19 protein-coding genes are annotated in these 26,455 nt (G+C 67.7%); 18 read left to right on the top strand and 1 reads right to left on the bottom strand.

The window, feature by feature from the left end; genetic code table 11:
• Positions 1-56: 56 nt before the first annotated feature.
• The 14 genes from WBN46_RS05965 (at position 57) to kdpC (ending at position 20,940) form a co-directional block, all read left to right on the top strand.
• A complete protein-coding gene (locus WBN46_RS05965; protein WP_337730698.1) occupies positions 57-1,073 on the top strand; it encodes a sugar kinase in 1,017 nt (338 codons plus the stop codon).
• A gap of 133 nt (positions 1,074-1,206) precedes the next feature.
• Positions 1,207-2,058 (top strand): CoA ester lyase, encoded by an 852-nt coding sequence (locus WBN46_RS05960; protein WP_337730697.1) that lies wholly within the window; start codon positions 1,207-1,209, stop codon positions 2,056-2,058.
• Positions 2,055-4,496, top strand: coding sequence for a sodium:solute symporter (locus tag WBN46_RS05955; protein WP_337730696.1), 2,442 nt, complete (start codon positions 2,055-2,057; stop codon positions 4,494-4,496). The genes WBN46_RS05960 and WBN46_RS05955 overlap by 4 nt, the downstream gene beginning before the upstream one ends.
• A 73-nt stretch (positions 4,497-4,569) precedes the next feature.
• Positions 4,570-5,445 (top strand): LysR family transcriptional regulator, encoded by an 876-nt coding sequence (locus tag WBN46_RS05950; RefSeq protein WP_192200105.1) that lies wholly within the window; start codon positions 4,570-4,572, stop codon positions 5,443-5,445.
• Positions 5,446-5,681: 236 nt separating this feature from the next.
• A complete protein-coding gene (locus tag WBN46_RS05945; protein WP_337730695.1) occupies positions 5,682-7,970 on the top strand; it encodes a TonB-dependent receptor in 2,289 nt (762 codons plus the stop codon).
• A 161-nt stretch (positions 7,971-8,131) separates the two neighbouring features.
• A complete protein-coding gene (locus WBN46_RS05940) occupies positions 8,132-9,286 on the top strand; it encodes a serine hydrolase domain-containing protein (RefSeq protein WP_337730694.1) in 1,155 nt (384 codons plus the stop codon).
• Positions 9,283-10,227 (top strand): ribokinase, encoded by a 945-nt coding sequence (locus WBN46_RS05935; RefSeq protein ID WP_337730693.1) that lies wholly within the window; start codon positions 9,283-9,285, stop codon positions 10,225-10,227. The genes WBN46_RS05940 and WBN46_RS05935 overlap by 4 nt, the downstream gene beginning before the upstream one ends.
• Positions 10,228-10,239: 12 nt before the next feature.
• Positions 10,240-12,432 carry an SUMF1/EgtB/PvdO family nonheme iron enzyme gene (locus tag WBN46_RS05930; RefSeq protein ID WP_337730692.1) on the top strand — a complete coding sequence of 731 codons (2,193 nt, stop codon included), beginning with the start codon at positions 10,240-10,242 and terminating at the stop codon, positions 12,430-12,432.
• Positions 12,429-14,294 (top strand): beta-L-arabinofuranosidase domain-containing protein, encoded by a 1,866-nt coding sequence (locus WBN46_RS05925; RefSeq protein WP_337730691.1) that lies wholly within the window; start codon positions 12,429-12,431, stop codon positions 14,292-14,294. Before WBN46_RS05930 ends, WBN46_RS05925 begins: the two co-directional genes overlap by 4 nt.
• 121 nt (positions 14,295-14,415) lie before the next feature.
• The gene (locus tag WBN46_RS05920) at positions 14,416-15,600 is read left to right on the top strand and encodes a CoA transferase (RefSeq protein ID WP_337730690.1); all 1,185 of its coding nucleotides are present in this window, start codon (positions 14,416-14,418) and stop codon (positions 15,598-15,600) included.
• Positions 15,601-15,724: 124 nt separating this feature from the next.
• On the top strand, positions 15,725-16,444 hold the full coding sequence (locus WBN46_RS05915; protein WP_337730689.1) for a TorF family putative porin: 720 nt from the start codon (positions 15,725-15,727) through the stop codon (positions 16,442-16,444).
• Between the two features lie 120 nt (positions 16,445-16,564).
• The gene (gene kdpA / locus WBN46_RS05910) at positions 16,565-18,268 is read left to right on the top strand and encodes a potassium-transporting ATPase subunit KdpA (RefSeq protein WP_337730688.1); all 1,704 of its coding nucleotides are present in this window, start codon (positions 16,565-16,567) and stop codon (positions 18,266-18,268) included.
• Positions 18,269-18,279: 11 nt separating this feature from the next.
• A complete protein-coding gene (gene kdpB / locus WBN46_RS05905) occupies positions 18,280-20,340 on the top strand; it encodes a potassium-transporting ATPase subunit KdpB (protein WP_337730687.1) in 2,061 nt (686 codons plus the stop codon).
• A 9-nt stretch (positions 20,341-20,349) separates the two neighbouring features.
• Positions 20,350-20,940 (top strand): potassium-transporting ATPase subunit KdpC, encoded by a 591-nt coding sequence (kdpC, locus tag WBN46_RS05900; RefSeq protein WP_337730686.1) that lies wholly within the window; start codon positions 20,350-20,352, stop codon positions 20,938-20,940.
• Between the two features lie 523 nt (positions 20,941-21,463).
• On the opposite strand, the gene WBN46_RS05895 is transcribed toward kdpC, so the two are convergent.
• The gene (locus tag WBN46_RS05895; protein WP_337730685.1) at positions 21,464-21,853 is read right to left on the bottom strand and encodes a hypothetical protein; all 390 of its coding nucleotides are present in this window, start codon (positions 21,851-21,853) and stop codon (positions 21,464-21,466) included.
• An 11-nt stretch (positions 21,854-21,864) separates the two neighbouring features.
• On the opposite strand from WBN46_RS05895, the gene WBN46_RS05890 reads away from it, so the two are divergent.
• Genes WBN46_RS05890 through dusA form a run of 4 tightly spaced genes read left to right on the top strand, consistent with a single transcriptional unit; the run spans position 21,865 to position 26,454 of the window.
• Positions 21,865-22,035, top strand: coding sequence for a hypothetical protein (locus WBN46_RS05890; RefSeq protein WP_337730684.1), 171 nt, complete (start codon positions 21,865-21,867; stop codon positions 22,033-22,035).
• A gap of 15 nt (positions 22,036-22,050) precedes the next feature.
• Complete coding sequence (locus WBN46_RS05885) at positions 22,051-24,702, top strand: sensor histidine kinase KdpD (RefSeq protein ID WP_337730683.1); 2,652 nt, start codon at positions 22,051-22,053, stop codon at positions 24,700-24,702.
• A gap of 17 nt (positions 24,703-24,719) precedes the next feature.
• The gene (locus WBN46_RS05880) at positions 24,720-25,424 is read left to right on the top strand and encodes a response regulator (protein WP_337730682.1); all 705 of its coding nucleotides are present in this window, start codon (positions 24,720-24,722) and stop codon (positions 25,422-25,424) included.
• Positions 25,425-25,455: 31 nt separating this feature from the next.
• Entirely contained in the window at positions 25,456-26,454 is a 999-nt protein-coding gene (dusA, locus tag WBN46_RS05875; protein WP_337730681.1) for a tRNA dihydrouridine(20/20a) synthase DusA, read from the top strand.
• Position 26,455 lies beyond the last annotated feature (1 nt).

Genomic DNA, 26,455 nt, shown 5'->3' with positions numbered 1-26,455 from the left:
GCCGGAACTGGCTGTCGATGAGGTGGCGCGCGTCGTCGCAACGGGAGGAGAGGGTGATGGGGAAGATCGTCTGTTTCGGAGAATTGCTGTTGCGACTGGGCGCGCCGGGTCGCCAGGTATTGCTGCAATCGCCTGTGCTCGACGTGCATGTCGGTGGCGCGGAGGCGAACGTGGCTGTGTCGCTGGCGAGGTTCGGCCATGACGCGGCGATGGTGGGGCTGGTCGCCGACAATGCGCTCGGCGAAGCCGCACTGGGCGAACTGCGCAGGCACCGTGTCGATACCTCCGCCGTGCAGCAGGCACCGGGCCGGATGGGCCTGTACTTCCTGACCTCCGGCGCCATCCATCGGCCGAGCGAGGTGCTCTATGACAGGGCCGACTCGGCGTTCGCGCGCGTCGGCGGTGGCCGGCACGACTGGACGACACTGCTTGATGGTGCGGACTGGCTGCATGTGTCGGGCGTGACACCGGCCCTCGGCCAGCAGGCCGCCGATGGCGTCCTCGAGGCAGTGAAGGCAGCACGTGCGGTGGGCGTGAGGGTCTCGTTCGACGGCAACTTCAGGCCGAAGCTGTGGGAAGCGTGGGGCGGTGATGCGCCGACGATCCTGCGTGGACTGATGGCCGAAGCGGATATCCTGTTCGCCAGCCATCGCGACCTGCAGGTCGTGCTGGGCCTGGATTTCCCGCAGGCGACGCCGCAGGAACGCTTCGCGGCCGGCGCCGCCGCCGCGTTCAAGGCGTTCCCTCATCTTGGCCAGATGGCCGCGACGGTCCGCGTCCAGCGCAGTGTCGACCACCACGCGCTGTCGGCCATCACCGCGTTGCGCGATGGCGCGTTGCATACCACGCCGGCCTACGAGGTCTCGCCGATCGTGGATCGCATCGGGACCGGCGATGCATTCGCTGCCGGCGTGCTCCATGGCGGTCTGGCCGGCATGACCAGCGCCGATGCGTTGCATTTCGGCGTGGCGGCGGCCTGCCTGAAACACTCGTTGCCGGGCGACTTCAATCTTGTGGGCGCTGCCGATGTACAGGCGTTCCTTGGCGAGAACAGTCTCGACGTGAAGCGTTGAGTGTCTGACAGCACCAGGGAATGTTGCGTTGCGACATTCCCGGACGCAGGAAAATCTATCGTTTGAAGATGCTGGCGCGGGCTTTGCCTCTCGCCTGTTTCCCGCAGACTGCGCGCCATGATGAGCGCCGTCCATGCGTAGCAAACTGTTCGTCCCGGGAAGCCGTCCCGCCCTGTTCGCCAAGGCGTTGGCGAGCGATGCCGACATGCTGTCGCTCGACCTCGAAGACGCGGTGGCCGAGGCCGACAAGCAGGCAGCGCGTGCGCAGGTGGCGGCGCTGCTCAGCGGTGCGCCGCATCGCGCGGCGGGCAAGCAGATGGTGGTCCGCGTGAATGCGTGGAGCACGGCGGCGTGGGAAGCCGACCTGCGCGCGATCCTGCCGCTGGACATCGATCTGCTCAATCTTCCGAAAATCGAGTCGGCGGAGCAGCTCAGGCAGGCGGTCGCCGAGATCGAAGCGATCGAGGTGCGCCTGCCTTCGCGCAGGGCGATCGGGCTGCTGGTCAATATCGAGACGCCGCGCGCGCTCCGGCATGCGGTCGCCATCGCGAAGGCGCATCCTCGCGTGCGCGGCCTGCAGCTGGGGCTGGGCGACCTGTTCGAGCCCCACGGCATCCGCCGCGATGACCTGCGCAACGTGCACGCCACCCAGTACGCGCTGCGCCTCGCCGCCGCAGAGGCGGGCGTGTTCGCCTACGACGCCGCTTTCCCGGGATTGGACGACGAGGCAGGCTTCCGTGCCGAGGCGGAGTCCGCGCGGGCGCTTGGTTATCTGGGCAAGAGTTGCGTGCATCCGCGCCAGGTGGCGTGGGCCAACGCCGTATTCGCCCCGTCCGAAGGCGAAATCGAAGCAGCCCAACGCACGGTCGACGCCGCGGAGCGCTCGGGCGAAGGCGCCTTCGCCGTCGACGGTCGCATGGTCGATGCGCCCTTCCTGGCGCGCGCGCGCGCGGTCCTTGCCTTGGCCGAACGGGGGCGGGCATGACGCGCGCCACCGGTGCCTGCGTGGCTGCGCTGCTGCGTCGCATGGGCAGGCTCGTGGTTCTGCTCCCGCTGTTCCTCCTCAGCACCGCGCTGTTGCCAGCGCAGGCGGAAAGCCTGGCCGGCGTGAATCAGTCTTCGGTGCCGGCACCGCCGGTCGAGGTGCGCGCGCTGCATACGGTGGGACCGCATCTTGTCGCATTCGCGGATGCCGGCGCGTGGCAGTGGGTACCTGCGGAAAAGCAGTGGCGCGCCGTGGCGTTGCCGTCGAATGCCAATGCCGATGGCTGGAAGAACGCGGCCATCGGGCGGCTTTACCACGTACGCCCGTCGCCGGATGAGTCCGGCGCGATCGCGATCGCGGAAGCGACCCTTGTGGACGGTCGGCTGGCATTGCGCGATCTACCGAAGTTCCCGCTTCCGTTGGCAAGGCTGCGCGTGGCGGAAGGCTCCGGTGTGCTGCATGTCGTGGGGCAGGACGAACTGGGCGTCAATCACGTGCTCCGGCGAAGGCTGGACGCTGCAGCGGGCACGGACTGGCAATCCATGCCGGCCTGGGGCGGCGACGGTGCCGCGGACACACTGGTCGCGCAGCGCGGTGAACTGGTTGTCACCATTGCCGGCGAGAGCGGCGACGCCTTGTGGCGATGGTCGCCGGACCACGGTTGGCAGGCATTGCCGCCCGTGCCCGGCCGGGTGCTGGCAGCGGATGGCGCGCGCGCGGTTGGGCAGGCGCACGTGCTGTATCTGCTGCAGCCCGATGCAGCCGGTATCCGGACACCGCGCCTTGCCACCTTCCATACGGTCACGCGCGCGTGGGCGGATCTGCCTGCGCTGGCCGACACGATGCCTGCGCCGGTCACCGCGTGGGGCGCAGGCTTCGCCGGTGCGGACGCATCGGCAGGCGCGATCCGGATGGTGGAGGTCACTGCGCGCAGCCACCTGCTGAAGTGGCTGGACTGGCTGGTGATCGTGGTCTATCTGGCGGCGATGGTCGGCATCGGCATGTATTTCTACCTGCAGGAGAAACGCGCCTCCACCGCGGATTTCTTCGTGGGCGGCCGCAGCATTCCGTTCTGGGCGGCGGGGGTGAGCCTGTACGCCACCAACACCAGTTCGATCAGCTTCATCGCCATTCCGGCCAAGGCATTCGAGACGAACTGGCAGTACCTCACCAACAACCTTATCGCCGTGCTGGGCCTGATGTTCGTCGCGGTCTGGATCGTGCCGCTGCTGCGCCGGCTGGACCTGATGTCGGTGTTCTCCTATCTGGAGAAGCGCTTCCACCCCGCCATCCGCATGCTGGCCAGCGCGCTCTGCATCGCCATGCAGATCGGCAGCCGCATGAGCGTGATCCTGTTCCTGCCGGCGCTGGCCATCGCGACCATCACCGGCGTGGACGTGGTGTGGAGCATCCTGATCATGGGGGTGTTCACCATCCTGTACACCACGCTGGGCGGCATGAAGGCAGTCATCTGGACGGACTTCGTGCAGGTCTTCGTGATGTTCGGCGGCGCGATCTTCGCCATCGGCTTCATCATCTACCACCTCAATGGAGGCGTGCCTGAGCTCCTGCACGTCGCCATGGCGGAAGACAAGACGCGCCTGTTCGATTTCAGCTTCGACCTCACCAAGGCCACCGTCTGGGGCTTCATCTTCCTCGTCCTGTTCGACGTGGTGCTGACCTTCCCCAAGGACCAGGTGCTGATGCAGCGCGTACTGTCCACCAAGTCGGACAAGGAAGCGGGGCGTTCCATCTGGACTTTCGCGGCGATCATGGTGCCCGGTGGGTTCTTCTTCTACGCCATCGGCACGGCACTGTACGTCTACTACCAGTCGCACCCGGAGCGGATGAATCCATTGCTCCCCCTCGATGCCACTTTCCCCTTGTTCATCGCCGCCGAGCTCCCGATGGGTGTGACCGGCCTGATCATCGCCGGCATCTTCGCCGCCGCGATGTCCACGTTGTCCAGCATCATCAACAGCGTCTCGACCCTGGCATCGGTCGACTTCTACGAGAAGCTGGCGAAGCATCCCACGCCCAAGAAGAGCGTCCTGTTCGCGGAAGTCATGGGCGTGCTTGTCGGGCTTGCCGGCATCGGCATTGCGCTGGTGCTCTCGCGCTACGACATCCATTCGCTGTTCGACGTGTCCATCGAACTGGCCGGCTTGCTGGGCGGCGGGTTCGCGGGCGCGTACACGCTGGGCATGTTCACCCGTCGGGCGAACGCGCAAGGCGTGGCGATCGGCATCGGCGGCAGCATCGCGCTGACGCTGGTGGTGTGGTCGATGGACCTCGTGCATCCCTATTTCTATCTCGGCATCTCGATCCTGCTCTGTATCGTCATCGGCTATGCCGCCAGCTGGCTGTTCCCCCCGCCGGCGCAGTCGCTGAGCGGACTGACAATCCATCGCCAGGATGCGGTAGGCGCGACGCGCTGATGGCGCATGGGCCATATGTCCCATCGTCGTGCGGTCTGCCCTCGTGTAGCCTGAGGGCGACAAGGGGAGGCGCGTGGACACCCAGTTCCTGAATACGTTCGTGGTGGTGGCCGACCGCGGCTCGATGGCCGCGGCGGCACGCGTGCTCAACATCACGCCGGCGGCCGTGGCGCAGCAGATCCGCACCCTCGAACGCGAACTCGGCGCGCCGCTCATCGCGCGTGCCGGCCGTACCGTCAGCCTGACCGAAGAGGGTTCGCGCATCCTGCAGCGGGCGCGCGACCTGCTGCGTGATGTGGCCGACATGCGCAGCGTCGCGAACGACAGCGAAGTCTCCGGCGAATTGCGCCTGGGCGCGTGCCCCACCGCGCTCGCGGGCATGCTGCCGGACATCCTGGCGCGGATGGTCGACAAGTTCCCGCAGATCAACGTCTACATCCGTCCCGGCTATTCGGCCGAGCTGTACCGCGCGGTGGAAACCGGCGAACTCGATGCGGCGCTGGTGCTGCAGGCGCCGTACAACCTGCCCAAGACCTGCGACTGGCAGCTGTTGCGCGAAGAGCCGCTGGTGATGATCGCGCCTGCGCGCATGGCCGGCCGGGATCCGCACGACCTGCTGCGCGAGGAACCGTTGATCCGCTACGACCGCAACCAGTGGGGTGGGCGGGTCGCCGACGACTACCTGCGCCGCGCAGGCATCGTGCCGCGCGAGCGCTTCGAACTGAACGGCCTGAATGCCATCGCCGTGATGGTGGACCGCGGCCTGGGCGTATCGCTGGTGCCGGACTGGGCACGTCCGTGGCCGGAGGGCCTGGACCTGCTTCGCATCCCCCTGCCGCTGGCGAGCGAACCCCGACGGATCGGCATGGTGTGGTCGCGTTCCACGGTGCGTATCCGCCTGGTCACCGTGCTGCTGCAGGAGAGCCGCGTCGCCACCGGGCAGGCCTGATCGCCGTGCGATGTTGCAGTGCACGCTACAAAAACTAGCCTGTGAACATATCCGCGGACGATTCTTCCGTGACGGCCGTCCACCTAGGCTTTGAGCATCGTCGGGTTCAAGCGTCTGGGAGGAACGCTGGGCACGCCGGCCGTCCCTTGCGGCCTTTCTTGCACGCACATCCCTGTCACGGAACGGTCGCCTGCTGTGCCGCCGTGCCGTCCACCGAAGCATTCCGAGAACTGACCATGAAACAGGTACCCGCCGCGTTCGGCGTTTTCCTGCTGGCTGCCGCCGTCAGCGCCAGCGTCCAGGCCCAACAGAACACCCCGCTGCCGCAGGACGCGGCAGCCGAAGAAGAACGGGCGAAGGATGCCGTCGACCTGGACCAGGTGATCGTGACGGGTGTGCGTTCGGCAAAATCCGTCGACAAGATCCCTGGCGCAGTTTCGCTCGTGACCAAGGAGGAGATCGCGCACACCCTGCTGATGACAGACGACGCGACTGCCGTGCTCGCACGCACCGTGCCGGGCTACGCCGAGGCGTCCCAAGCGATGAGCAATAGCGGTGAGACCCTGCGCGGCCGGGTGGCATTGCGCCTGTTCGATGGTGTGCCACAGGGCTCGCCGCTGCGCGATGGAAGTCGCAACGCCACCTTCACCGACATGGGCATCGTTGGGCGCGTTGAAGTGATCAACGGGCCCTCGGCGTCCGAAGGCATTGGCGCGGCGGGAGGCATCATCAACTACATTTCCACGGTGCCGACCAAGGAAGGCAACGAGTTCCGTCTGCTGACGCGCTACTCGACCCAGTTCAAGGACGACAGCGCCGGCTGGAAGGTCGGCATGAATTTCGCACGCAAGCAGGACAACTACGACATGGTGGTCGGCGTCTCGCGCATCGATCGCGGCATGGGCTACGACGCCAATGGTCTGCGCTTGGGGATGAACACGAGTGGTTCAGTCAGCGACTCCGAAGCGCGCAACCTGTTCTTCAAGGGGGGCATCAACTTCGGCGAGGATCTGGAGAAGCGCCTGCAGCTCAGCTACAGCGATTTCAAGATCGAGGGCAATGGAAACTACGTCCAGGTCGACGGTTGTCGCTACGAACCGGGTTGGTGTGAAAACCCGAGCCCAAACACCTCTGAACGCGGCCATCTATTCGGTACAAAGGCCGAGTTCAATGACTTCACGCAGGTCAACGTGCTGTATACCGACGCCAATTTCTTCGGCGGCACGTTGAGTCTGAATGCCTACTGGGCCGACCAGGCCATGCGCTATCCGGCGGAGAACGGCAGTGATCGTCAGGATCCGCTGATCCCCCCCAACGGCCCTGATGGCCTGATCTGGGATCAGTCCGAAATCAACTCCGACAAGGTAGGCTTCCGCCCGTCGTGGACGCGAGGCGAACTATTCGGGGTCGAAGGCCTGGAGCTGCGCACCGGGGTCGATTGGGTGCGCGACAAGGCCGACCAGCGATTGGCACTGACCAATCGCCTGTGGGTGCCCCCCATGGAGTACGAAAGCGTCGCACCCTATATGCAGCTGAGCTATGACATCGGACCGGTGACCTTGAGCGGCGGCTTCCGTCGCGAGGATGGCGAGCTGACAGTCAACGACTATACGACCACCTGGTATCGTGATCGCCGCTTCGTGCAAGGCGGCAAGCTGAGCTATCAGGAGAATCTGGTCAACCTGGGCGCGATCTGGCGCATCACCGACCAGTGGTCCGTGTTCGGTGCCTATGGGGAGGGATTCGGCCTGCCCAATGTCGGTATCCCGCTGCGTAACATCTCCTGCCCTGACGATCCCAATGACACCAAGCCCGATGGCTGCCCCGGTGATCCGCTGGCCACTGTCGACTCCACCTTCCAGGAACTGAAGGCCGTGGTGGTCGACAACCGCGAGTTCGGCATCAACTGGCGCGGCGCGAAGACGTCGTTCAGTGCTTCGCACTACGACTCGCGGTCGAAGCTGGGCTCCTCCTACGTGATCGATCCGATCACGGAGGACTACATGCTGTTCCGTGCCCCAACCCGCATCAAAGGCTTCGAGTTTTCCGGCGACTGGAACGTCAATGACGCCTGGAAGCTCAGCGGTGTCTACTCACGCATCCGCGGCAAGACGTCGTTCTGGACGGAGGATCCGGAAGGTCGCTGGGGTGCGGGTCCGCTGAACAAGCCCATCGGTGCCCTGGACGTGAACCCGGACAAAATCGCGCTATCCGTGCGCTGGAAGTTCTCGGAAGCCGGCGACGCAACCCTAGGGTCGACTACGCTGCTGTCGCGTGATCTTTCCGGAAGCGATACACGGCCATACGACAACCGTGACTTCTCCTATGAAGAGCATACGACGGGTTACACCCTGTTCGATTTTGGCATGAACTATCGAGTGCAGAATGTCGGTCGCTTCTCGCTGGGTATCGAGAACCTGACCAACAAGCAATACATCCTGACGTGGTCGCAAGTGCCGGGCTGGCGCAATTATTGGGCGGGCCGTGGGCGCATGTACTCTTTCACTTACGAGTACACGTTCTGAACCATGATCCACTGATGCCGGCTTTTCCCCATGTCGTGTCCGCCCGCGCCGCCTCCATCTGGAGGCGGCGTGGCGTGCGAATCGCTGTCGGCCTGACTCTGGTCGCATTCGTAGCAGGTTGCACAACGCCTCTGCATACCTCGTCTTCCGGAAGCGACGCCGTGCTGGATTCCCTTCTCGCCGGTGCCGTCGGCGAGAAGGACTATTTGGGTGCCGTGGCGATGGTGTCCCTGAAGGACGTCATCGTCTACCACGGCGCGCTTGGTCATGCCGACGCGACCGGGAAGGAACCCCTGCGCGAAGACGCGATCTTCCGCATCTATTCCATGACCAAGCCCATCACCTCGGTGGCGGCGTTGATGCTGGTGGAGGAGGGCAGGTTGCGGCTGGATGATCCGGTCGCGCGCTATCTGCCCGGGTTCGCCGGGTTGCAGCGCGTGGCTGGCGGCGGCGAGGCGGAGCCGCAGCTCATGGCGGTGCATCGTCCCCTGACCGTGCGCCATCTGTTGACCCACACGGCGGGCTTTGCCACTGGCGGCGACGATATCCGGGTGGCGTCGGCATTGCTTCAGCAGCAGGCGCCGGAAGACGCGGAAGATCTGGCGGACTACGCACGCCGTGTCGCACGCGCGCCGTTGGCCGATGAACCCGGTACCCGGTTCCGGTACGACGGCGTCAACAGCGAGGTACTGGCGCGGGTCATCGAGGTGGCCGGTGGGGCGCCGTTCGATGTGTTCCTGCAGTCGCGGATCTTCGCGCCCCTCGGCATGCGCGACACCGGCTTCCAGGTGCCGGCATCGCAGCGCGGGCGGATCATGGCGCTGACCACGCGCAACGCCGAGGGCCATCGCGTGCTGGCGGATACGCCTTCCGCGCGTGAGCCGGGCATTCCGCTGCGTGCCTACCGCAGCGGCGCGGGCGGCCTGTACTCGACGGCCGCCGATTACCTGCGTTTTGCGCGCATGCTCGCCAACGGCGGGGAACTGGATGGCATCCGCCTGCTCCAGCCATCGACCGTCGACCAGATGATGCAGGACCAGCTCGTGCGTTTCGATCCGCCGGTCGCCTACCCGGAGGCGGGCGAAGGTTTTGGCCTGGGCGGCTACGTGGTCACCGATACCGCGAAGACCACGCGACCTGGCTCGCAGGGGCAGTTCGGCTGGTCCGGCGCTGCGTCCACGTGGTTCACCATCGACCGTAGCCGCAGGCTGGTGATCGTGCTCATGTCGCAGCACCTGCCGACGGACGGCGCCCCCGCGCTGCCGAAGATCGCGGCGCCGTTCTACCGGCAGGTCTATTCAACGGTGTCGCCATGAAGGCGCCGGTACTGGTGGCCGGTTCGGCCAACCTGGATTTCGTTGTCCGCGCGCCGCATGTGCCCGCGCCGGGCGAAACCGTGCTCGGTCGCGACTTCGCCACCTTCCCCGGCGGCAAGGGCGCCAACCAGGCCGTGGCCTGCGCACGCGCGGGTGGCGTGGCGACGCGCATGCTGCTGGCGCTGGGCGATGATCCCTACGCCACGGTGCTGGAAGCCGCACTGGTAGATGCCGGCGTGGCGACGCACATCGTCCGCGCGCCCGATGTCGCCAGCGGTACCGCCTTCATCTGCCTGTCCGACGACGCGGAAAATGCGATCACCGTGGCGCCGGGCGCAAATGCTGCCCTGCGCCCGCACCACCTGCCTTCCCTCTTCGGTGTCACCCACCTGCTGCTCCAACTTGAAACGCCACTGGATGCCGTGGCGAGCTTCGCACACGTGGCACACGCCGCCGGCGTGCACGTGCTGCTGAACGCCGCGCCCGCCACCGCGCTTCCGCCCTTGTTGCTGCAGGACGTCGACCTGCTGGTGGTCAACGAAGGCGAACTTGCCGCGCTCGCCGGTCCCGGCACGCTGGTCGCGCAGATGTCGCGCCTCCCGGTGCCGTGCGTGGTCGCCACACTGGGCGCCCGCGGCTGTGTCGCCAGGCGCGGGGGCGAACTGTTCCTGCAGCCGGCGTTCCGCATCGATGCCGTGGATACCACGGCTGCGGGCGATACGTTCTGCGGTGCACTCGCCGCCCGGCTGGCGCAGCATGCACCGCTTGCGGACGCGTTACGCTTCGCCAGTGCGGCATCGGCCCTGGCATGCACGCGCCTGGGTGCACAGGCCAGCATCCCGGCGTGCGACGAGGTCGATGCATGGCTGGCCGCGCAGGTCGAAGCGCCCGACCACAAGGCTGCCCTCGCCGCGTACTGCGGTATCACCGGTTCCGATTGAAAGACCCATCCCATGAATTCCCCCACGCCCCCCGATCCTTCCGACACACAGGACGCCACCGACGCGCTGCCATCGCCGGTGAAGACCGAATACAAGTTCTCCCACGTCACCACCCAGCGCTACCTGCCCACGCCGGGCAAGGCGCCGGGCTGGCCGTTCGCCGACATCGGCCAGTGGAAGATCGACCCCAACGCGTCGGCCGACGACTGGGTCGCCGAGCTGAAGGACTGGCGTCGCGAGCACCTGACCCGCATCGGCTACGACGATGCCAACTACCGCCGGCCCGAACTGCAGTGGGCGCAGCGCAACTTCGTGCACGCGCAGGTGATGGTCGAGGACCGCTACCTCTACGACCCCGTCGCCGGCCGCTACACCGTCGATCGCTACCTCGATGACCTGGACGCGCGCTACGGCGGCCTCGACAGCGTGCTGCTGTGGTGCGTGTACCCCAACATCGGCGTGGACGACCGCAACCAGTTCGACTTCGCCCGCAGCCTGCCGGGCGGGCTGGAGGCCCTGCGGGGTGCCGTCGAGGACTTCCACCGTCGCGGTGTGCGCGTGTTCCTCACCACCATGCCGTGGGACAACGGCACCCGCGACGAAGGCGAGCCGGACTGGCAGGCCATCGCGAAGATCGTCAAGGCGGTGGGTGCGGACGGCATCAACGGCGACACCTACAATGGTGTGCCGCGTGCGTTCTTCGACGCCTGCGATGCGCTGGGCCATCCGGTGGTGGTGCAGCCGGAATCCACGATCAGCGCCGAGGAGCACCTGATCTGGAACGTGCAGAGCTGGGGCAAGAAGGCGCCGAACGAAGTCGTGCCGCCGGTGGCGAAGTTCAAGTGGCTGGAACCGCGCCACATGATCAACTACGAGAACCGCTGGGGCCGCGACCGCAACCACGACCTGCAGTACATCTTCTTCAACGGCGTGGGCTACAACGCGTGGGAAAACGTCTGGGGCCTGTGGAACCAGCTGACCCCGCGCGATGCCGAATCGCTGCGCCGCATCGCCACCCTCTACCGCCGCTTCGCGCCACTGCTGGTCAGCCTGGACTGGCGCCCGTACGAGCGCGCGCTGCAGGCCGGCATCTTCGCCAGCCGCTTCCCGGGCGAGGGCCGCACATTGTGGACCCTGGTCAACCGCCACGAATATCCGATTGAAGGCGAACAGCTCGCCGTGCCGCATGTGGACGGCACGCGTTATTTCGACCTGTGGAACGGTACCGCGCTGTCGCCACGCATCATCGACGGCCAGGCGATCCTGGAGACGACGCTGGAAGGCCGGGGTTTCGGCGCGCTGCTGGCGCTGCGCGATGGCGTGCAGGAAGAAGGCCTCGACACGTTCCTGGCCCGGATGGCCGAACGCGCCGCTACGCCGCTGGCATCACTGTCCGCGCAGTGGACCGCGTTGCCGCAGGTGCTGCAACCGATCGCGCCGACCGCACCGCAGGCCGCGGCGCCGGACGGCATGGTGACGATCCCGTCCGGCGAGTTCCTGTTCGCCGTGCAGGGTATCGAGATCGAAGGGCAGGTGTGGGAAGGCGTGGACGTGCAGTTTCCGTGGGAGCCGACCGCGCGCAGGCACCACCGCCGCCGCATGCAGATGAAGGCTTTCCACATCGACCGCTACCCGGTGACCAACGCGCAGTACAAAGCCTTCATGGACGCGACCGGCTACGCGCCGCAGGACGCGCAGAACTTCCTGCGCGACTGGCGCGAGGGTGCGCCGCAGCCCGGGTGGGAGAACAAGCCTGTCACCTGGGTGTCGCTGGAGGATGCGCGCGCCTATGCCGCCTGGGCGGGCAAGCGTCTGCCGCATGGGTGGGAATGGCAGTACGCCGCGCAGGGCACGGATGGGCGGCTGTATCCATGGGGCGATACGTGGCGCGACGACACGGCGCCGCGGGTGTTCCGCGGCCGCACGTTGCCGCCGCCGGCCGATGTAGGCAGGTACCCCGCCGGGGCCAGCCCGTTCGGTGTGCAGGACCTGGTGGGGCACGTCTGGCAATGGACGGACGAGTTCCACGACGAGCACACCCGCGCGGCCATCGTGCGCGGTGGCAGCGACTACGAGCCGCGCACGTCGCACTGGTACTTCCCGCAGGCCAAGCGGCTGGACCAGCACGGAAAGCTCCTGCTGATGGCACCGGGCAAGGACCGCTCCGGCCGCATCGGCTTCCGTTGCGTGGTGGACGCAGGATGACCGCGACAATGCCCGACGAGGGGCTGCAGCTGCCGTCACCCGCGCAGGTCACGCTGGGCGGCGTGCTTGGCGCGGCGCTGGACGCGAACCGCGCCGGGCGCCTCCACCATTTCATCGTGGATGAGCACAGTCCCGCGATCGCCCTGTTCGCGCCGCAGCATGTCGACCACAACGAAGAGGGCGACTGGTACGGCGAACACGCCGGCAAATGGCTGGTCGCCGCTGCGCGCGCCGCCGCGCGCGACGGTGATGCCGGCCTGCAGGCGAACGTGCGCCGTGTCGCCGATTACCTGGTCTCGCGGCAGCAGCCCGACGGCTATCTGGGCAACTACGCGCCTGCGCGCCGTTTCATGCACCCGCAGCCCCCGAAGCCGCTGACGTGGGATGGCGCGCCCGCGCTGCGCACCTGGGACATCTGGACGCACAGCTACCTGATCCTCGGCCTGCTGGAAGTGCATCGCCACTTCCCGGACGCGGCCTACCTGGAGGCCGCACGCCGGATCGGCGACCTGTGCTGGCAGGTGCTGACGGAAGGCGGCATCGACATCACCACGCTGGGCAACCATCACGGCATGTCGGCGACCGTGTTGATGGATCCGGCGATGGAGCTGTACTTCGCCACGGGCGAAGCGCGCTACCTGCAGCTGGCCGAACACGTGCTGGCGCAGGCCGACGCCCACGCACCGCTGGCGCTGCTGACGCGCGCGCTGGCCGGTGCGGATGCGGCGGAGATCGCCACCGGCAAGGCCTATCAGCTGGCCTGGAACCTGGTCGGACTGGCCAAGCTGGCGCGCGCCACGGGCGAGGCGCGCTATCACGAGGCCGTGGATCGCGTGTGGCAAAGCATCCGCGAGCGCCATCTCACCCTCGGCGGTGGCCCGTGGGGGGGCGTGGCGCATCGCTCGCGCGAAGTGTTCAATGCGCCCGGCAGCTTCAGCCCCAACGCGTATGTGGAAACCTGTTCGCTGCTGGCCTGGATCCAGCTCAACCGCGAACTGCTGCGCCTGACCGGCGAAGCGCGCTACGCAGAGGAAATCGAGCGCACGGCCTACAACGATCTGCTCGGTGCCCACGCGCCCAATGGCGAGGACTGGTGCTACTACTCGTTCCCGAATGGCCGTCGCGTGCACACCACGTATTGGCGCTGCTGCAAGTCCAGCGGCGCGATGGCGCTGGAGGAGCTGCCCTCCATCGCGTACACGCAGGCTGGCAACGCCGTGGCCATCAATGTGTACGGACCCGGGGAAGCACGCCTGGTGCATCCCCGCGCGGGCGCATTGCGGTTGCGTCAGCACACCACGTACCCGTTCGACGGTACCGTGTCGCTGCAGGTCGAGCCGGAGCACGACGCCAGCTTCGAAGTACGCCTGCGCGTGCCCTCATGGGCGCACGGTGCCACCGTCAGCGTGAATGGCGAGGCGGTGGACGCGGACGTGGTGCCCGGCACCTTCGCCCGCGTGACGCGACGCTGGAGCGCGGGCGATCTGCTGACCATCGTGTTCCCGCTGCAGCCCGTCCTGCACCACCACGCGCTGCGCAATGTGCAGGAGTCGCGCGCGCCCGATGGCGGCGACGTCAGGCAGCAGGTGCTGGACCTGCGCTACGTCGGCCTGACCCGCGGCCCCCTGGTCTACGCCACCGAACTGATCGATGGCTTCAAGACCGAAGAAACCATCCGGCTGCCGGATGGCCCGCAGGACGATTGGCTGCAGGTGCTGCCCGTCAGCGACGGCGAAGAAGGCGCGGGCATCGCCATGCAACTGGGTTATCGCGCGCCCCTGCTGTTCTGGCCGTACTACCGCGCGGGTGGCCGCGTGGATGGCGCCTGGCGCCTCACCTGGCTGTCGTTGCCGCCGGCATGAAGGCATCGGCGCTCGCAAGAATTTGTGGCAGAAGAAAGTACGGCGGCTGGCTGTATCCGGTCCGCCGCGTGGCACAGACTTGCCATCGCCGTCGTGGCGGCGGCTGAAGGAGGCTTCTCCCATGGACAACGCGTCTCCCTTCCGTTCGCGCCTGCGCCAGGGCGCTGCGGGCCCGCTCAGCGGCGTGAAGGTGCTCGACCTGAGCGCCTATATCGCCGGCCCCTACGGCTGCACGCTGCTGGCCGACCAGGGCGCGGACGTCATCAAGGTCGAGCCGCCGGACGGCGACAACCTTCGCCAGTATCCGTCCACGCTGGAAAAGGAGAGCCGCGCGTTCCTCGGGGTGAACCGCAGCAAGCAGGGCGTGGTGCTGGACCTGAAGCAGCCGGCCGACCACGCCGCGCTGCTGCGGCTGGTGCGCGAGGCCGACGTGCTGGTGCACAACTTCCGCCCCAGCGTGCCGAAGCGTCTCGGCATCGACTTCGACAGCCTGTCGGTGATCAATCCGCGCCTGATCTACTGCGCCGTCACCGGCTATGGCGAGCATGGGCCGATGAAGGACAAGGCCGGCTACGACCAGGTGCTGCAGACCATGACCGGCATGTGCACGCTGCAGGGCAAGCGCGGCGGTGCCCCCGAGATCATCTACGGCTCGGTGGTGGACTACTACGCGGCGGCGCTGCTCGCGGCCGGCGTCTCATCGGCGCTGTATGAGCGTGAACGCAGCGGGCTTGGCCAGTTCGTCGGCGTGTCGCTGCTGCGCAGTGCGTTGACCATGCAATCCGCGCGCATGATCTGGGCCGAAGGCGAGGCGTTGGACATCGGCCGCGACATGCGGTCGGGCGGCGTCACCGGCATCCATCCCGCGCGCGAGGGCTACCTGTACCTGTCCGCGAACACGCAGCGCTTCTGGAAGGCGCTGTGCCGGCTGACCGGGCTGGATGCGCTGGCAGACGATCCGCGCTACGACACCGTGCGCAAGCGGGCCCAGCACGCCGCCGACATCGTGCCGCGCCTGCACGAGGCCCTGCGCAACCGCGATGCGCTGGAATGGGAGGCGCACTTCGGCGACGAAGTGCCCTGTGCGGCGGCGCGGCGGGTGGAGGACATGTTCGAGCATCCGCAGGTGCTGGCCGAGGACATGGTGGCGGAGATCGCGCATCCGGTGATCGGCAGCTATCGCGGCGTCACCCGCCCGATCGCGTTCGGCCGCACCGTGGGGCCCGATCCGTTCGCAGCGCCCACCTTCGACCAGGATGCGGATCATGTGCTCGGCCGCAGCGGCAGGACGCGCGCGTCGGGCTGACCGCGGTTGGCCGGAGAGGTTTACGCAGACTTTACGGCGCAGCGAACAGCGTAAATAGCGCCTTTACGCGCGCGGAGAACAGACTTTCCGGGTCGGCGGACCACCCTCCGCCTGGAACCTGCACATGTCACCCGCACTCCCCCGTACCGGCAGGCGAACGCCTGCCTTGCGCGCTGCCGCAGCGCTCTCCCTCGCACTCGTCATCACCGCGCCGGCATACGCCGCCACCGTCGGCGGCTCGGCAGCGCTGACCACCGACTACGTATGGCGCGGCACCACCCAGACACAAGGCGATCCTGCGGTGCAGGCCGGCTTCAAGGCGTCGGCCGACAACGGTCTCTACGGCGCCGTGTGGGGCTCGAACGTCGAGTTCGCGCCGGAGACCCGGGCCAGCAGTGAACTCGATGTCACCGTCGGCTGGAGCGGCAACGTCGCCGAAGACTGGGCGCTCGATGTCAACCTGACCCACTACCGCTATCCGTCCACCACCGTCGACCTCAACTGGACCGAGGCGATCGGCACGCTGACCTGGAAGCAGAACTACTGGGCGCAGCTGGGCTACTCCACCGAAGCGCTTGCGACGGACGAAGCCGGCGCCTATGCGCAGCTGGGCGCGAAAGTTCCGCTGGGTGAGCAGGTCCGCCTGGAAGCCGCCGCCGGTTACTACTGGCTGGACGACGCCTACGACGACAGTTACGCGCATGCGCAGCTCGGCGCGGTGTGGGCATTCAAAGCGCCGTTCGAACTGCGCGTGACGGCGCACGCCACCGACAGCAGCGCCAGGGACCTGTTTCCGGGTCTGGCCGGCTCGCGCGTCGAAGCGGCGCTGCAAGCCGCGTTCTGACCGCCGCCATGGCCACCGACTTCCTCCACCTGATGTTGGCGCTCGCGGGCGTGCTCGCCGGCGCCGGCCTCCTGTTCCTGCTGATCACGCGGCGTGCGCGCATGCCGATGGACGATACCCATGACTGAATTCCTCCTTGTCTTCGCGCTTGCGATCGCACTGGGCTGGCCGCTGGGCCGGTACCTGGCCGCGGTGATGCGCGGTGCGCCGATGCGCGGCGATGCGCTGTTCGGCTGGATCGAGCGTCCGCTGTACCGGCTGCTCGGCATTGATCCGGCGCAGGGCATGGACTGGAAGGCCTATGCGAAGGCTTTCCTGCTGAGCAACCTGGTGCTGGGCCTGCTGGCCTGGCTCGTCTTCATGACCCAGGCCTGGCTGCCGCTCAATCCCAACGACGCCCCGAACATGCGCTGGGACCTGGCGCTGCACACGATGGTGTCGTTCCTCACCAACACCAACCAGCAGCACTACGCCGGCCAGGCGCAGCTCTCGCACCTGGCGCAGATGACCGGCATCGTCGGGTTGCAGGTGGTCACGCCGATGATGGGCCTGGCGCTGGTGGTGGCGACGTTGCGCGGTTTCTTCGGTGGGCGAGGGAAGAACACGACGGAGGCGCAGGGCAACGGTGACGCCGATGCCGGCAACTATTGGGCCGATGTTATCCGCCCGGCCGTGCGCGTGATGCTGCCGCTGTGCCTGCTGTGGTCGGTGCTGCTGACCTGGCAGGGCGTGCCGTCCACGCTGCAGGGCGGTCCGGTGGCGACGCCCGTCGATGCCGCCGCGCAGATGGGCGAGCAGAAGATCGCGGTCGGCCCGGTCGCGCCGATGGTTGCGGCCAAGCAGCTCGGCACGAATGGGGGTGGCTGGTACGGCCCCAACAGCGCCGTGCCGCTGGAGAACCCCACGCCGCTCTCCAATCTGCTGGAAACGCTGGCCATCATCCTCATCCCGGTCAGCATCGCCTTCATGGTGGGCAGTTTCACCGGGCGCAGGAAGTTCACCGCGCTGGTGTTCGGCACCATGCTGACGATGTCCCTGGTCTCGGCCGGCGCGGCGTTGTGGTCCGAAAGCCTGTCCGGCACGTCCACCGACATCGCCGTGATGGAAGGCAAGGAGGTGCGCTTCGGCGCGGCGCCGTCCGCACTGTGGGCGGCCGTCACCACGCAGACGTCGAACGGCTCCGTCAATGCGATGCACGACTCGCTGGCGCCACTCACCGGGTTGGTGACGCTCGGCAACATGCTGGTGAACAGCATCTGGGGCGGCATCGGCTGCGGCTTGCAGCAGTTCCTCGTCTACCTGCTGCTCAGCGTGTTCCTGGCCGGACTGATGACAGGCCGCACGCCGGAACTGTTCGGCCGCAAGATCGAAGCACATGAAGTGAAGCTGCTGGCCGTGCTGGTGCTGCTGCAGCCGCTGGTGCTGCTGGGCCTGACCGCCCTCGCCCTCGCGGTGCCGGCGATCACCGGCACTTCCAATCCGTCGTTCCACGGCATCAGCCAGGTGTTCTACGAGTACACGTCCGCCTTCGCCAATAACGGGTCGGGCTTCGAAGGCCTGGGTGATGCCACGTACTGGTGGAACCTGAGCGCGTCGCTGGTACTCGCGCTGGGCCGCTACCCCGCGCTGATCCTGCCGCTGGCCATCGCCGCCTCGCTCGCGCGCAAGCGCGCCGCGCCGGAAGGCCCCGGCACGCTGCAGATCGAAACCCCCACCTTCGCACTGACGCTGATCGCGGTGGTCGTCATCCTGACCCTGCTGCAGTTCATGCCTGTGCTGGTGCTAGGCCCCGTGGCCGACCACCTCGCGCTGATCGCGTCCTGAGGACTGTTGCCATGACCGACTCCCTGCTTTCTTCCCCGCGCCGTTCCGCCGCGCTGCTCGACAGCGCGGGCGTGCGTACCGCCATCGTTGCTTCGTTCATCAAGCTGGCCCCACAGCACGCCTTCAGGAACCCGGTGATGGCCGTGGTCTGGCTGGGTACGCTGCTCACGGCTGTGCTCACGCTGGCCGGCAAGGCGACACCCGGCATCGGCTGGGCGGTGACCGCCCTGTTGCTGGTCACCGTGCTGTTCGCCAACTTCGCCGAAGCCGTCGCCGAAGCGCGCGGTCGCGGCCAGGCTGCCTCGCTGCGGCGTGCCCGCAAGGATCTCGTCGCACGCCGCGTGGACACGCCGCTGGGCGGCACCGAGCGGCGCATGCCGGCGGCCGACCTGAAGCCCGGCGACTACGTCATCGTGTCCGCAGGCGAGCAGATCCCCGCCGACGGCGAGATCGTCAAGGGCCTGGCCACCATCAACGAGTCTGCCGTCACCGGCGAATCCGCGCCGGTGCTGCGCGAAGCCGGTACCGACCGCAGCGGCGTGATCGGCGGCACGAAGGTGCTGTCCGACGAGATCGTGGTGAAGATCACCGCCGAGCCCGGCCACAGCTTCCTCGACCGCATGATCGCGCTGGTCGAAGGCGCCAACCGGCAGAAGACGCCGAACGAGATCGCGCTGGGCCTGCTGCTCATGACGATGACGCTGACGTTCCTGATCGTGGTGGTCACGCTGCCCTTCATCGCCGGCTTCGTCGGCGCGAAGCTCGACCCGCTGCTGCTCGTCGCGCTGCTGGTCTGCCTCATCCCGACCACCATCGGCGGCCTGCTGCCGGCCATCGGCATCGCCGGCATGAACCGCGCGCTGGCCGCCAACGTGCTGGCCAAGTCCGGCAAAGCGGTGGAAGTAGCCGGCGACGTCGATGTGCTGCTGCTCGACAAGACCGGCACCATCACCCACGGCGATCGCCAGGCCACGCTGTTCCACCCGCTGGCCGGCATCGATCACGCGCAGCTGCGCGATGCCGCCATGCTGTCCTCGCTCGCCGACCCGACGCCGGAAGGCAAATCCATCGTGCGGCTGGCGCGCGAGCAGGGCGCCACGCTGGTGGAACCGGCGCAGGCGCAGTTCGTCGCCTTCACCGCGCAGACCCGTATGTCCGGTGTGGACCTGGCCGGCGACGGCCCCGGCCGCGCACGCCGCATCCGCAAGGGTGCCGCCGACGCCATCCTGCAGCACGTGCAGGCATTGGGTGGCAGTGCGCCGGCCGAACTCACCGCGCGCGTCGAACAGGTCGCGCGCAATGGCGCCACCCCGCTGGTGGTCAGCGATGGCCAGCACGTGCTCGGCGTGGTGGAACTCTCCGACGTGGTCAAGCACGGCATCAAGGAAAAGTTCGCCCACATGCGGGCGATGGGCATTCGCACGGTGATGATCACCGGCGACAACCCGCTGACCGCCGCCGCCATCGCCGCCGAAGCCGGCGTGGACGACTACATCGCCGAGGCGCGTCCCGAAGACAAGCTGGCGCGCATCCGTCAGGAACAGGCCGGCGGCCGCCTGGTCGCCATGGTCGGCGACGGCACCAACGACGCGCCCGCGCTGGCGCAGGCCGATGTGGGCCTGGCGATGAACTCCGGCACGCAGGCAGCGAAGGAGGCCGGCAACATGGTCGACCTGGACTCCGACCCGGCCAAGCTGCTGGAGGTCGTGGAAGTCGGCAAGCAGCAGCTGATCACGCGTGGTGCGCTGACCACGTTCTCGCTGGCCAACGACGTGTCGAAGTACTTCGCCATCCTGCCGGCGCTGTTCGCGGCCGCCATCCCTTCGATGAGCGCGCTCGACGTGATGCACCTGTCCAGCCCAACGAACGCGGTACTGGCTGCGCTGATCTTCAACGCCATCATCATTCCGCTGCTGATCCCCCTGGCGCTGCGCGGCGTGCGCTTCCGCCCGGCCGGCGCTACCGCGCTGCTGCGCCGGAACATGCTGGTCTACGGCGTCGGCGGCGTGCTGCTGCCGTTCGCCGCCATCAAGCTCATCGACCTGTTGCTGGCCGCCCTCACCGGCGCCTGAGGAATTGCCATGAATGCTGCTTCCACTCCTGCCCCTGCCCGCAGCGCGCTGCGCCCGTCGCTAATGCTGGCCGCCGTGTCGCTGCTCGGCTTCGGCCTGTTGTATTCGCTGGCGGGCACCGGCCTGGGTCGCGTGCTGTTCCCGCACCAGGCCACCGGCAGTCTGGTCGAACGTGACGGTCGCGTGATCGGTTCGGCACTGGTCGCGCAGCCGTTCGCCGACGACCGCTATTTCCAGTCGCGTCCTTCCGCGGCCGGGTATGACGTGATGGCGTTGGCCAGCAGCAACCAGGCGCGTACCAACCCGGACCTGCGCACGCGCATCGACGAGGCGCGCGCTGCCGTCGCCGCGCGCGAAGGCGTGGCGCCAGCCGACGTGCCCAGCGACCTGGTCACCCAGTCCGGCGGTGGCATCGACCCGCACCTGTCGCCGGCCGCGGTGCGCATCCAGATCGCCCGCGTCGCGCGTGCGCGCGGCATCGAGGCGGCGGAAGTCGAACGCCTCGTCGCCGCGCATACCGAGGCCCCGCAGTTCGGCGTCCTCGGCGCGCCGCGGATCAACGTGCTGGAGCTAAACCTGGCGCTGGATGCGGAGAAGTAACTCCTCCTCGCCCCGCGCGCGGAGACGGAGGTAGGCAAGCGATGTGGATCGAACGTTCCCTCTCCCCGTAAACGGGGAGAAGGGTGTTTCCTGGCGATGTGGAACAGCAGTGCCCCTCTCCCCGCCTGCGGCGAGAGGGTGCCGAAGGCGGGTGAGGGGCCGACGGAGCCGCGGTCGCTGGCATTGCAAGGCGGATCGAGTGTTGCGAAACAACGCGCACGCATGTGGAGATGTTGCGTGACCGGACAGTGCCCAGCCTCCGCTCGCCCCTCATCCGCCCGCTGGGCACCTTCTCCCCGTAAACGGGGAGAAGGGTGTTTCCTGGCGATGTGGAACGGCAGTACCCCTCTCCCCGCCTGCGGGGAGAGGGTGCCGAAGGCGGGTGAGGGGCGACGAAGCCGCTGCGGGTCACGGCTGCACAATGCCTTCGAAGCCGGCTTAGCCCGGATAAGGCCAGCGGCCGCATCCGGGGAACGGGGTGCCGACAGGTCGCGGTGCCCCGGGTGCGCTGCGCTTACCCGGGCTACGCGGCTCCCCACAGGCGGGGAGAAGGCATGGGTGTGCTCGCCATGCGCAAGGGTGATGCGACGAGGAGAATCTCCCCGCTTACGAGCTTCTTCGGCGAGACAACACAGGGAAAGACCTCGCATGCGAACCAGAAAAGTACGGCATCAAGCCAGATAGGTGAGGTGACGAAGCAGATTTCCTCGGCGCCAATGCTCAAAGGTTCGGCGACGAGGAAAATCTCCTCGCTCTCGAACCAGAAAGGCGCGGCATCGAGGCGGACAAGTGAGAAGACGAGGAAAAATTCTTCCCGCGCAACGCTTTCAGGTGAGCTGACAAGCAAAAAAGAATCCCGTACCCGAACCAGAAAGGTGCGACGCCGAGGCAGATAGCCGAGACGACGCAGCACGCAGGGTCTACATGGAACAGAAAAGCCTTGCGGCCAAGGAAAATTGCCTTGAAGTCGAGGAACATTTCCTTGAAGGCGATTTCCCGGGGCCAAGGCGCGAGGGTCCTGATGTCGCGGGCGGCCCGTACGCCGCGACGGATGTCACTCCTCCACCTGTGATTCCGTCGTCACGCAACAGTTGAGAGCACACTATGTCCATGACCGACCCCCGCCACCGCCAGGCCGATGCCCTGATCGACCATCTGCAGCGCGAGCGGGGCGGGCGGCTGACGATCTTCCTGGGCGCGGCGCCCGGTGTGGGCAAGACGTACACCATGCTGTCCCGCGCCAGCGAACTGCGCCGGCAGGGTAGGGACGTGGTGGTGGGCATCGTGGAGACGCACGGGCGCGCGGAGACCGCCGCGCTGACCGAGGGGCTGGAGATCCTGCCGCGCAGGCGCGTTGCCTACCAGGGCCGGTGGCTGGAAGAAATGGATCTGGATGCGCTGCTGGCACGGCGTCCGCAGATCGCGCTGGTGGACGAACTGGCCCACCGCAATGCGCCCGGCAGTCGCCACGAACGGCGCTGGCAGGACGTGATCGAACTGCTGGACGCCGGCATCGACGTGCACACCACGATCAACATCCAGCACCTGGAAAGCCTCAACGATGTCGTCCACCGGATCACCGGCGTGCGCGTCAGCGAGACGGTGCCGGATGCCGTGTTCGACCGCCTGCGCGATATCGTGCTGGTGGACCTGCCGCCGCGCGAGCTGATCGAACGCCTACACCAGGGCAAGGTGTACCTGCCGGAGCAGGCATCGCAGGCGCTGCAGGCGTTCTTCTCGCCGTCCAACCTGATCGCCCTGCGCGAACTGGCCATGCAGACGGCGGCCGACCGCGTGGACAGCGACCTGCGCGAGGAACAGACCGCGCGCGGCCTGCCCGGCATGCCGGTGCGGCGCCGCGTGCTGGTGGCCATCGACGGCATGGGCCAGTCCGACTACCTGGTGCGGGTGGCGCGACGGTTGGCCGAGCGGCGTGATGCGCCGTGGACCGTGGTGACGGTACAGGCGCGGCAAGCGCTGGATGAAGCCAGGCAATCGGAGATCGATCACGCCTTCGCGCTGGCCCGCAAGCTGGGAGCCGACACCGTACTGCTGCATGGCGCGAGCATCGCCGATACGTTGCTGGACCACGCCTCGCAGAGCGGCGTCTCCACCCTGGTACTGGGACGCACGCGCGAGCGGCCGGTGGCGCGCATGTTCAACCGCACCCTGACGCAACAGCTGCTGCAACGTGCGGCCCACTACGAGCTCGTCATCGTCAACACCCCCGAGGCGCGCGCGCGCGCGCGGCGCAGCGGCCGGCCGGCCGGCGGACTGCTGGCGCGCCATGACCTGGCGTTCGCCGTCGTGGCTTCGATGCTCGCGGTGGCGGTGGGGTGGCTGGCCGAACGCTGGATCGGCATCGACGACCTGTCGATGGTGTTCATCGTGGCGGTGGTGCTGGTGGCTTCGCGCACGCGCATGGCCGCTGCGGTGGTGGCGGCGCTGCTGGGCTTCCTCGCGTACAACTTCTTCTTCATCGAACCCCGTTTCACCTTCCATATCGGCGCGCGCCAGGGCGTGACCACGGTGTTCCTGTTCCTGATCGCGGCGCTGGTGGCCGGCAGGCTGGCATCGCGGCTGCGCATGCAGGTGCTGGCACTGCGCGCGGCCAATGCACACGCCACCGCCCTGCAGGCACTGGGACGGCACCTGGCAGGCGCTGCCGACCTGGGGCAGGTGCTGGTGGCGGGGCGCAAGGCGCTGGAGGACGCGCTGGGCGTGGCGGCGTGGTTGCGCGTTGACACCACCGTGACCGACGCAGGCGCCGCGCCGGACGCGGAGATCGATCGCAGCGCGGCGGACTGGGCGCAGAAGCATGGGCAGCCCACCGGCCGCTTCACCGACACGCTGGCCGGTGCGCACTGGTGGTTCCTGCCGCTGCGCAACGACCGCGGCACGTTGGGGGTGGCGGGCCTGCGTGTCCCGCAGGACACGCCGCGCTTGAACGTCGAGCAGCGGCGCCTGGCCGAAGCCATGGTGGACGACATCGGCCAGGCGGCGTTGCGCACGCGGCTGGTCGCCGACCTGGAAAGCGCGCGCGTCGGCAGTGAGACCGAGCGATTGCGCTCCGCGCTGCTTTCCTCGGTGTCGCACGACCTGCGCTCGCCGCTGGCATCGATGATCGGCTCCGCCAGCAGCCTGGCGAGCTACTGGGGTGCGATGGGCGAGGAGGATCGGCGCAGCCTGCTGGATACCATCCAGCATGAAGGCGAGCGCCTGGACCGTTACATCCAGAACCTGCTGGACATGACCCGGCTGGGCCACACCGGACTGACCCTCAACCGCGACTGGATCGGCGTGGACGAACTGATCGGTTCCGCGGTGGGACGGCTGCAGCGCTATCAACCGGAAGTCCGTGTCGTCACCACGGTGGCGGCCGACGTGCCGCCGATCTGGGTGCATCCGGCGCTGGTGGAACAGGCCCTGTTCAACGTGCTGGAAAACGCGGCGAAGTTCTCGCCACCGCACGAGGCGGTGGAGGTGGATGCACGCCTGGTCGACGCCGCGCTGCGGATCGATGTGCGCGACCGCGGCCCGGGTATTCCCGAAGACGAGCGTGCGCGCATCTTCGACATGTTCTACAGCGTGGAGCGCGGCGACCGTGGTCGCCAGGGCACCGGACTGGGCCTGGCGATCTGCCAGGGCATGGTCGGCGCGCATGGTGGCAGCGTGGAAGCGCTGCCGGGCCGGGATGGGCGCGGCACCACGCTGCGGATTACCCTGCCCCTGCTGACCCCCGTGCCGCAGGCCGACCCGTGACCTCTACCGAATCCCCCGTGACCGTTTCCGCGCCGCCGGCACGCGTGCTGGTCATCGATGACGAGCCGCAGATCCGCCGGTTCCTCGACATCAGCCTGCGCGCGCAGGGGTACGTGGTAGCGCTGGCCGAGAGCGGGCATGCCGGACTGGCCGCCCTGGCCGCGCATGGTGCGGACCTGGTGGTGCTGGACATCGGCCTGCCGGACCTGGATGGCCACGAGGTATTGCGCGAACTGCGGCAATGGTCGCAGGTGCCGGTGATCATGCTGACCGTGCGCAGCGGGGAGGGCGAAAAGGTCGCCGCGTTGGATGGGGGGGCGAACGACTACGTCACCAAACCGTTCGGCGTGCAGGAACTGATGGCCCGCATCCGCAGCCTGCTGCGGACACGCGTGGTCGCGGCGGAGGCGGCGCTGCCGCGTTTCGACGACGGCCACCTGCACATAGACCTGGTCCGCCGCGAAGTGACGCTGGATGGCCAGCCGGTGGCGCTGACCCGCAAGGAGTTCGCCCTGCTGGCGCTGCTGCTGCAGCATGCCGGTCGCGTGGTGACGCAACCGCAGATCCTGCGCGACCTGTGGGGGCCCACCCACCAGCACGACACCCACTACCTGCGCATCCTAGTGGGCAAGCTGCGCCAGAAGCTGCACGACGACGCTACCGCGCCGCGCTACATCGCTACCGAGCCGGGGGTGGGGTTGCGCTTCGTTCCCGCGCCCTGAGCCATCCGGGACCCCACGTTACAATGGCGGCATGACGTCTCCCCCCATTCCGCATGCCGCCCTGCGCCTGTCCGTCGCTCCGATGATGGACTGGACGGATACGCATTGCCGCGTGTTCCATCGCCTGCTTGCGCCCGACGCGCGCCTGTACACCGAGATGGTGCATGCGCAGGCGGTGATCCATGGTGACCGCGATCGCTTGCTGGGATTCGATGCCGTCGAGCATCCGGTGGCGGTGCAGCTGGGTGGCAGCGAGCCGGCGCACCTGGCGCAGGCTGCGCGCATCGCGCAGGACTGGGGCTATGACGAGGTGAACCTCAACGTCGGCTGCCCGTCCGACCGTGTGCAGGCGGGTCGCTTCGGTGCGTGCCTGATGAAGGAGCCCACCCTGGTCGCCGACTGCGTGGCGGCGATGATCGCGGCGGTGGACATTCCCGTGACGGTGAAATGCCGTCTTGGCGTGGACGAACAGGAGGACTACGACCTGTTCCGCGCCTTCATCGACACGGTGGCGGACACCGGTTGCCGGGTCTTTTTCGTGCATGCGCGCAAGGCGTGGCTGCAGGGGCTTTCGCCGAAGGAAAACCGCGAGATCCCGCCGCTGCGCTACGACTGGGCGTACCGGCTCAAGCGCGAGCGCCCCGAACTGACGGTAGCGCTCAACGGCGGCATCACCACCACGGCACAGGTGCGTGAGCACCTGCAGCACAGCGATGGCGTGATGATCGGCCGCGCGGCGTACCACGAGCCCTACGTGCTGCACGAGATGCAGGCGGCGCTGAACGGCGGCGGGACGATGTCGCGCGTCGAGCTGCTGCGCGCATGGCGGCCGTATGTGGAGCAGCAGCTGGCGAAGGGCGTGGCCTTGAAGCACCTGACCCGCCACGTGCTGGGGCTGTTCCATGCACAGACCGGTGGAAGGGCGTTCCGCCAGATTCTGAGCGAAGGCGCGCACCGGCCGGGTGCGGACTGGTCGCTGGTGGAGCAGGCGATGGCGGCGACCACGCGCGAACTGCGCCCGGCGGCGTGAG

This window comes from Pseudoxanthomonas sp. CCNWLW251 (assembly GCF_037402255.1).
In the GTDB taxonomy this organism is placed as follows: Bacteria; Pseudomonadota; Gammaproteobacteria; order Xanthomonadales; family Xanthomonadaceae; genus Pseudoxanthomonas_A.
This window is presented reverse-complemented; position numbering and strand designations above follow the sequence as displayed.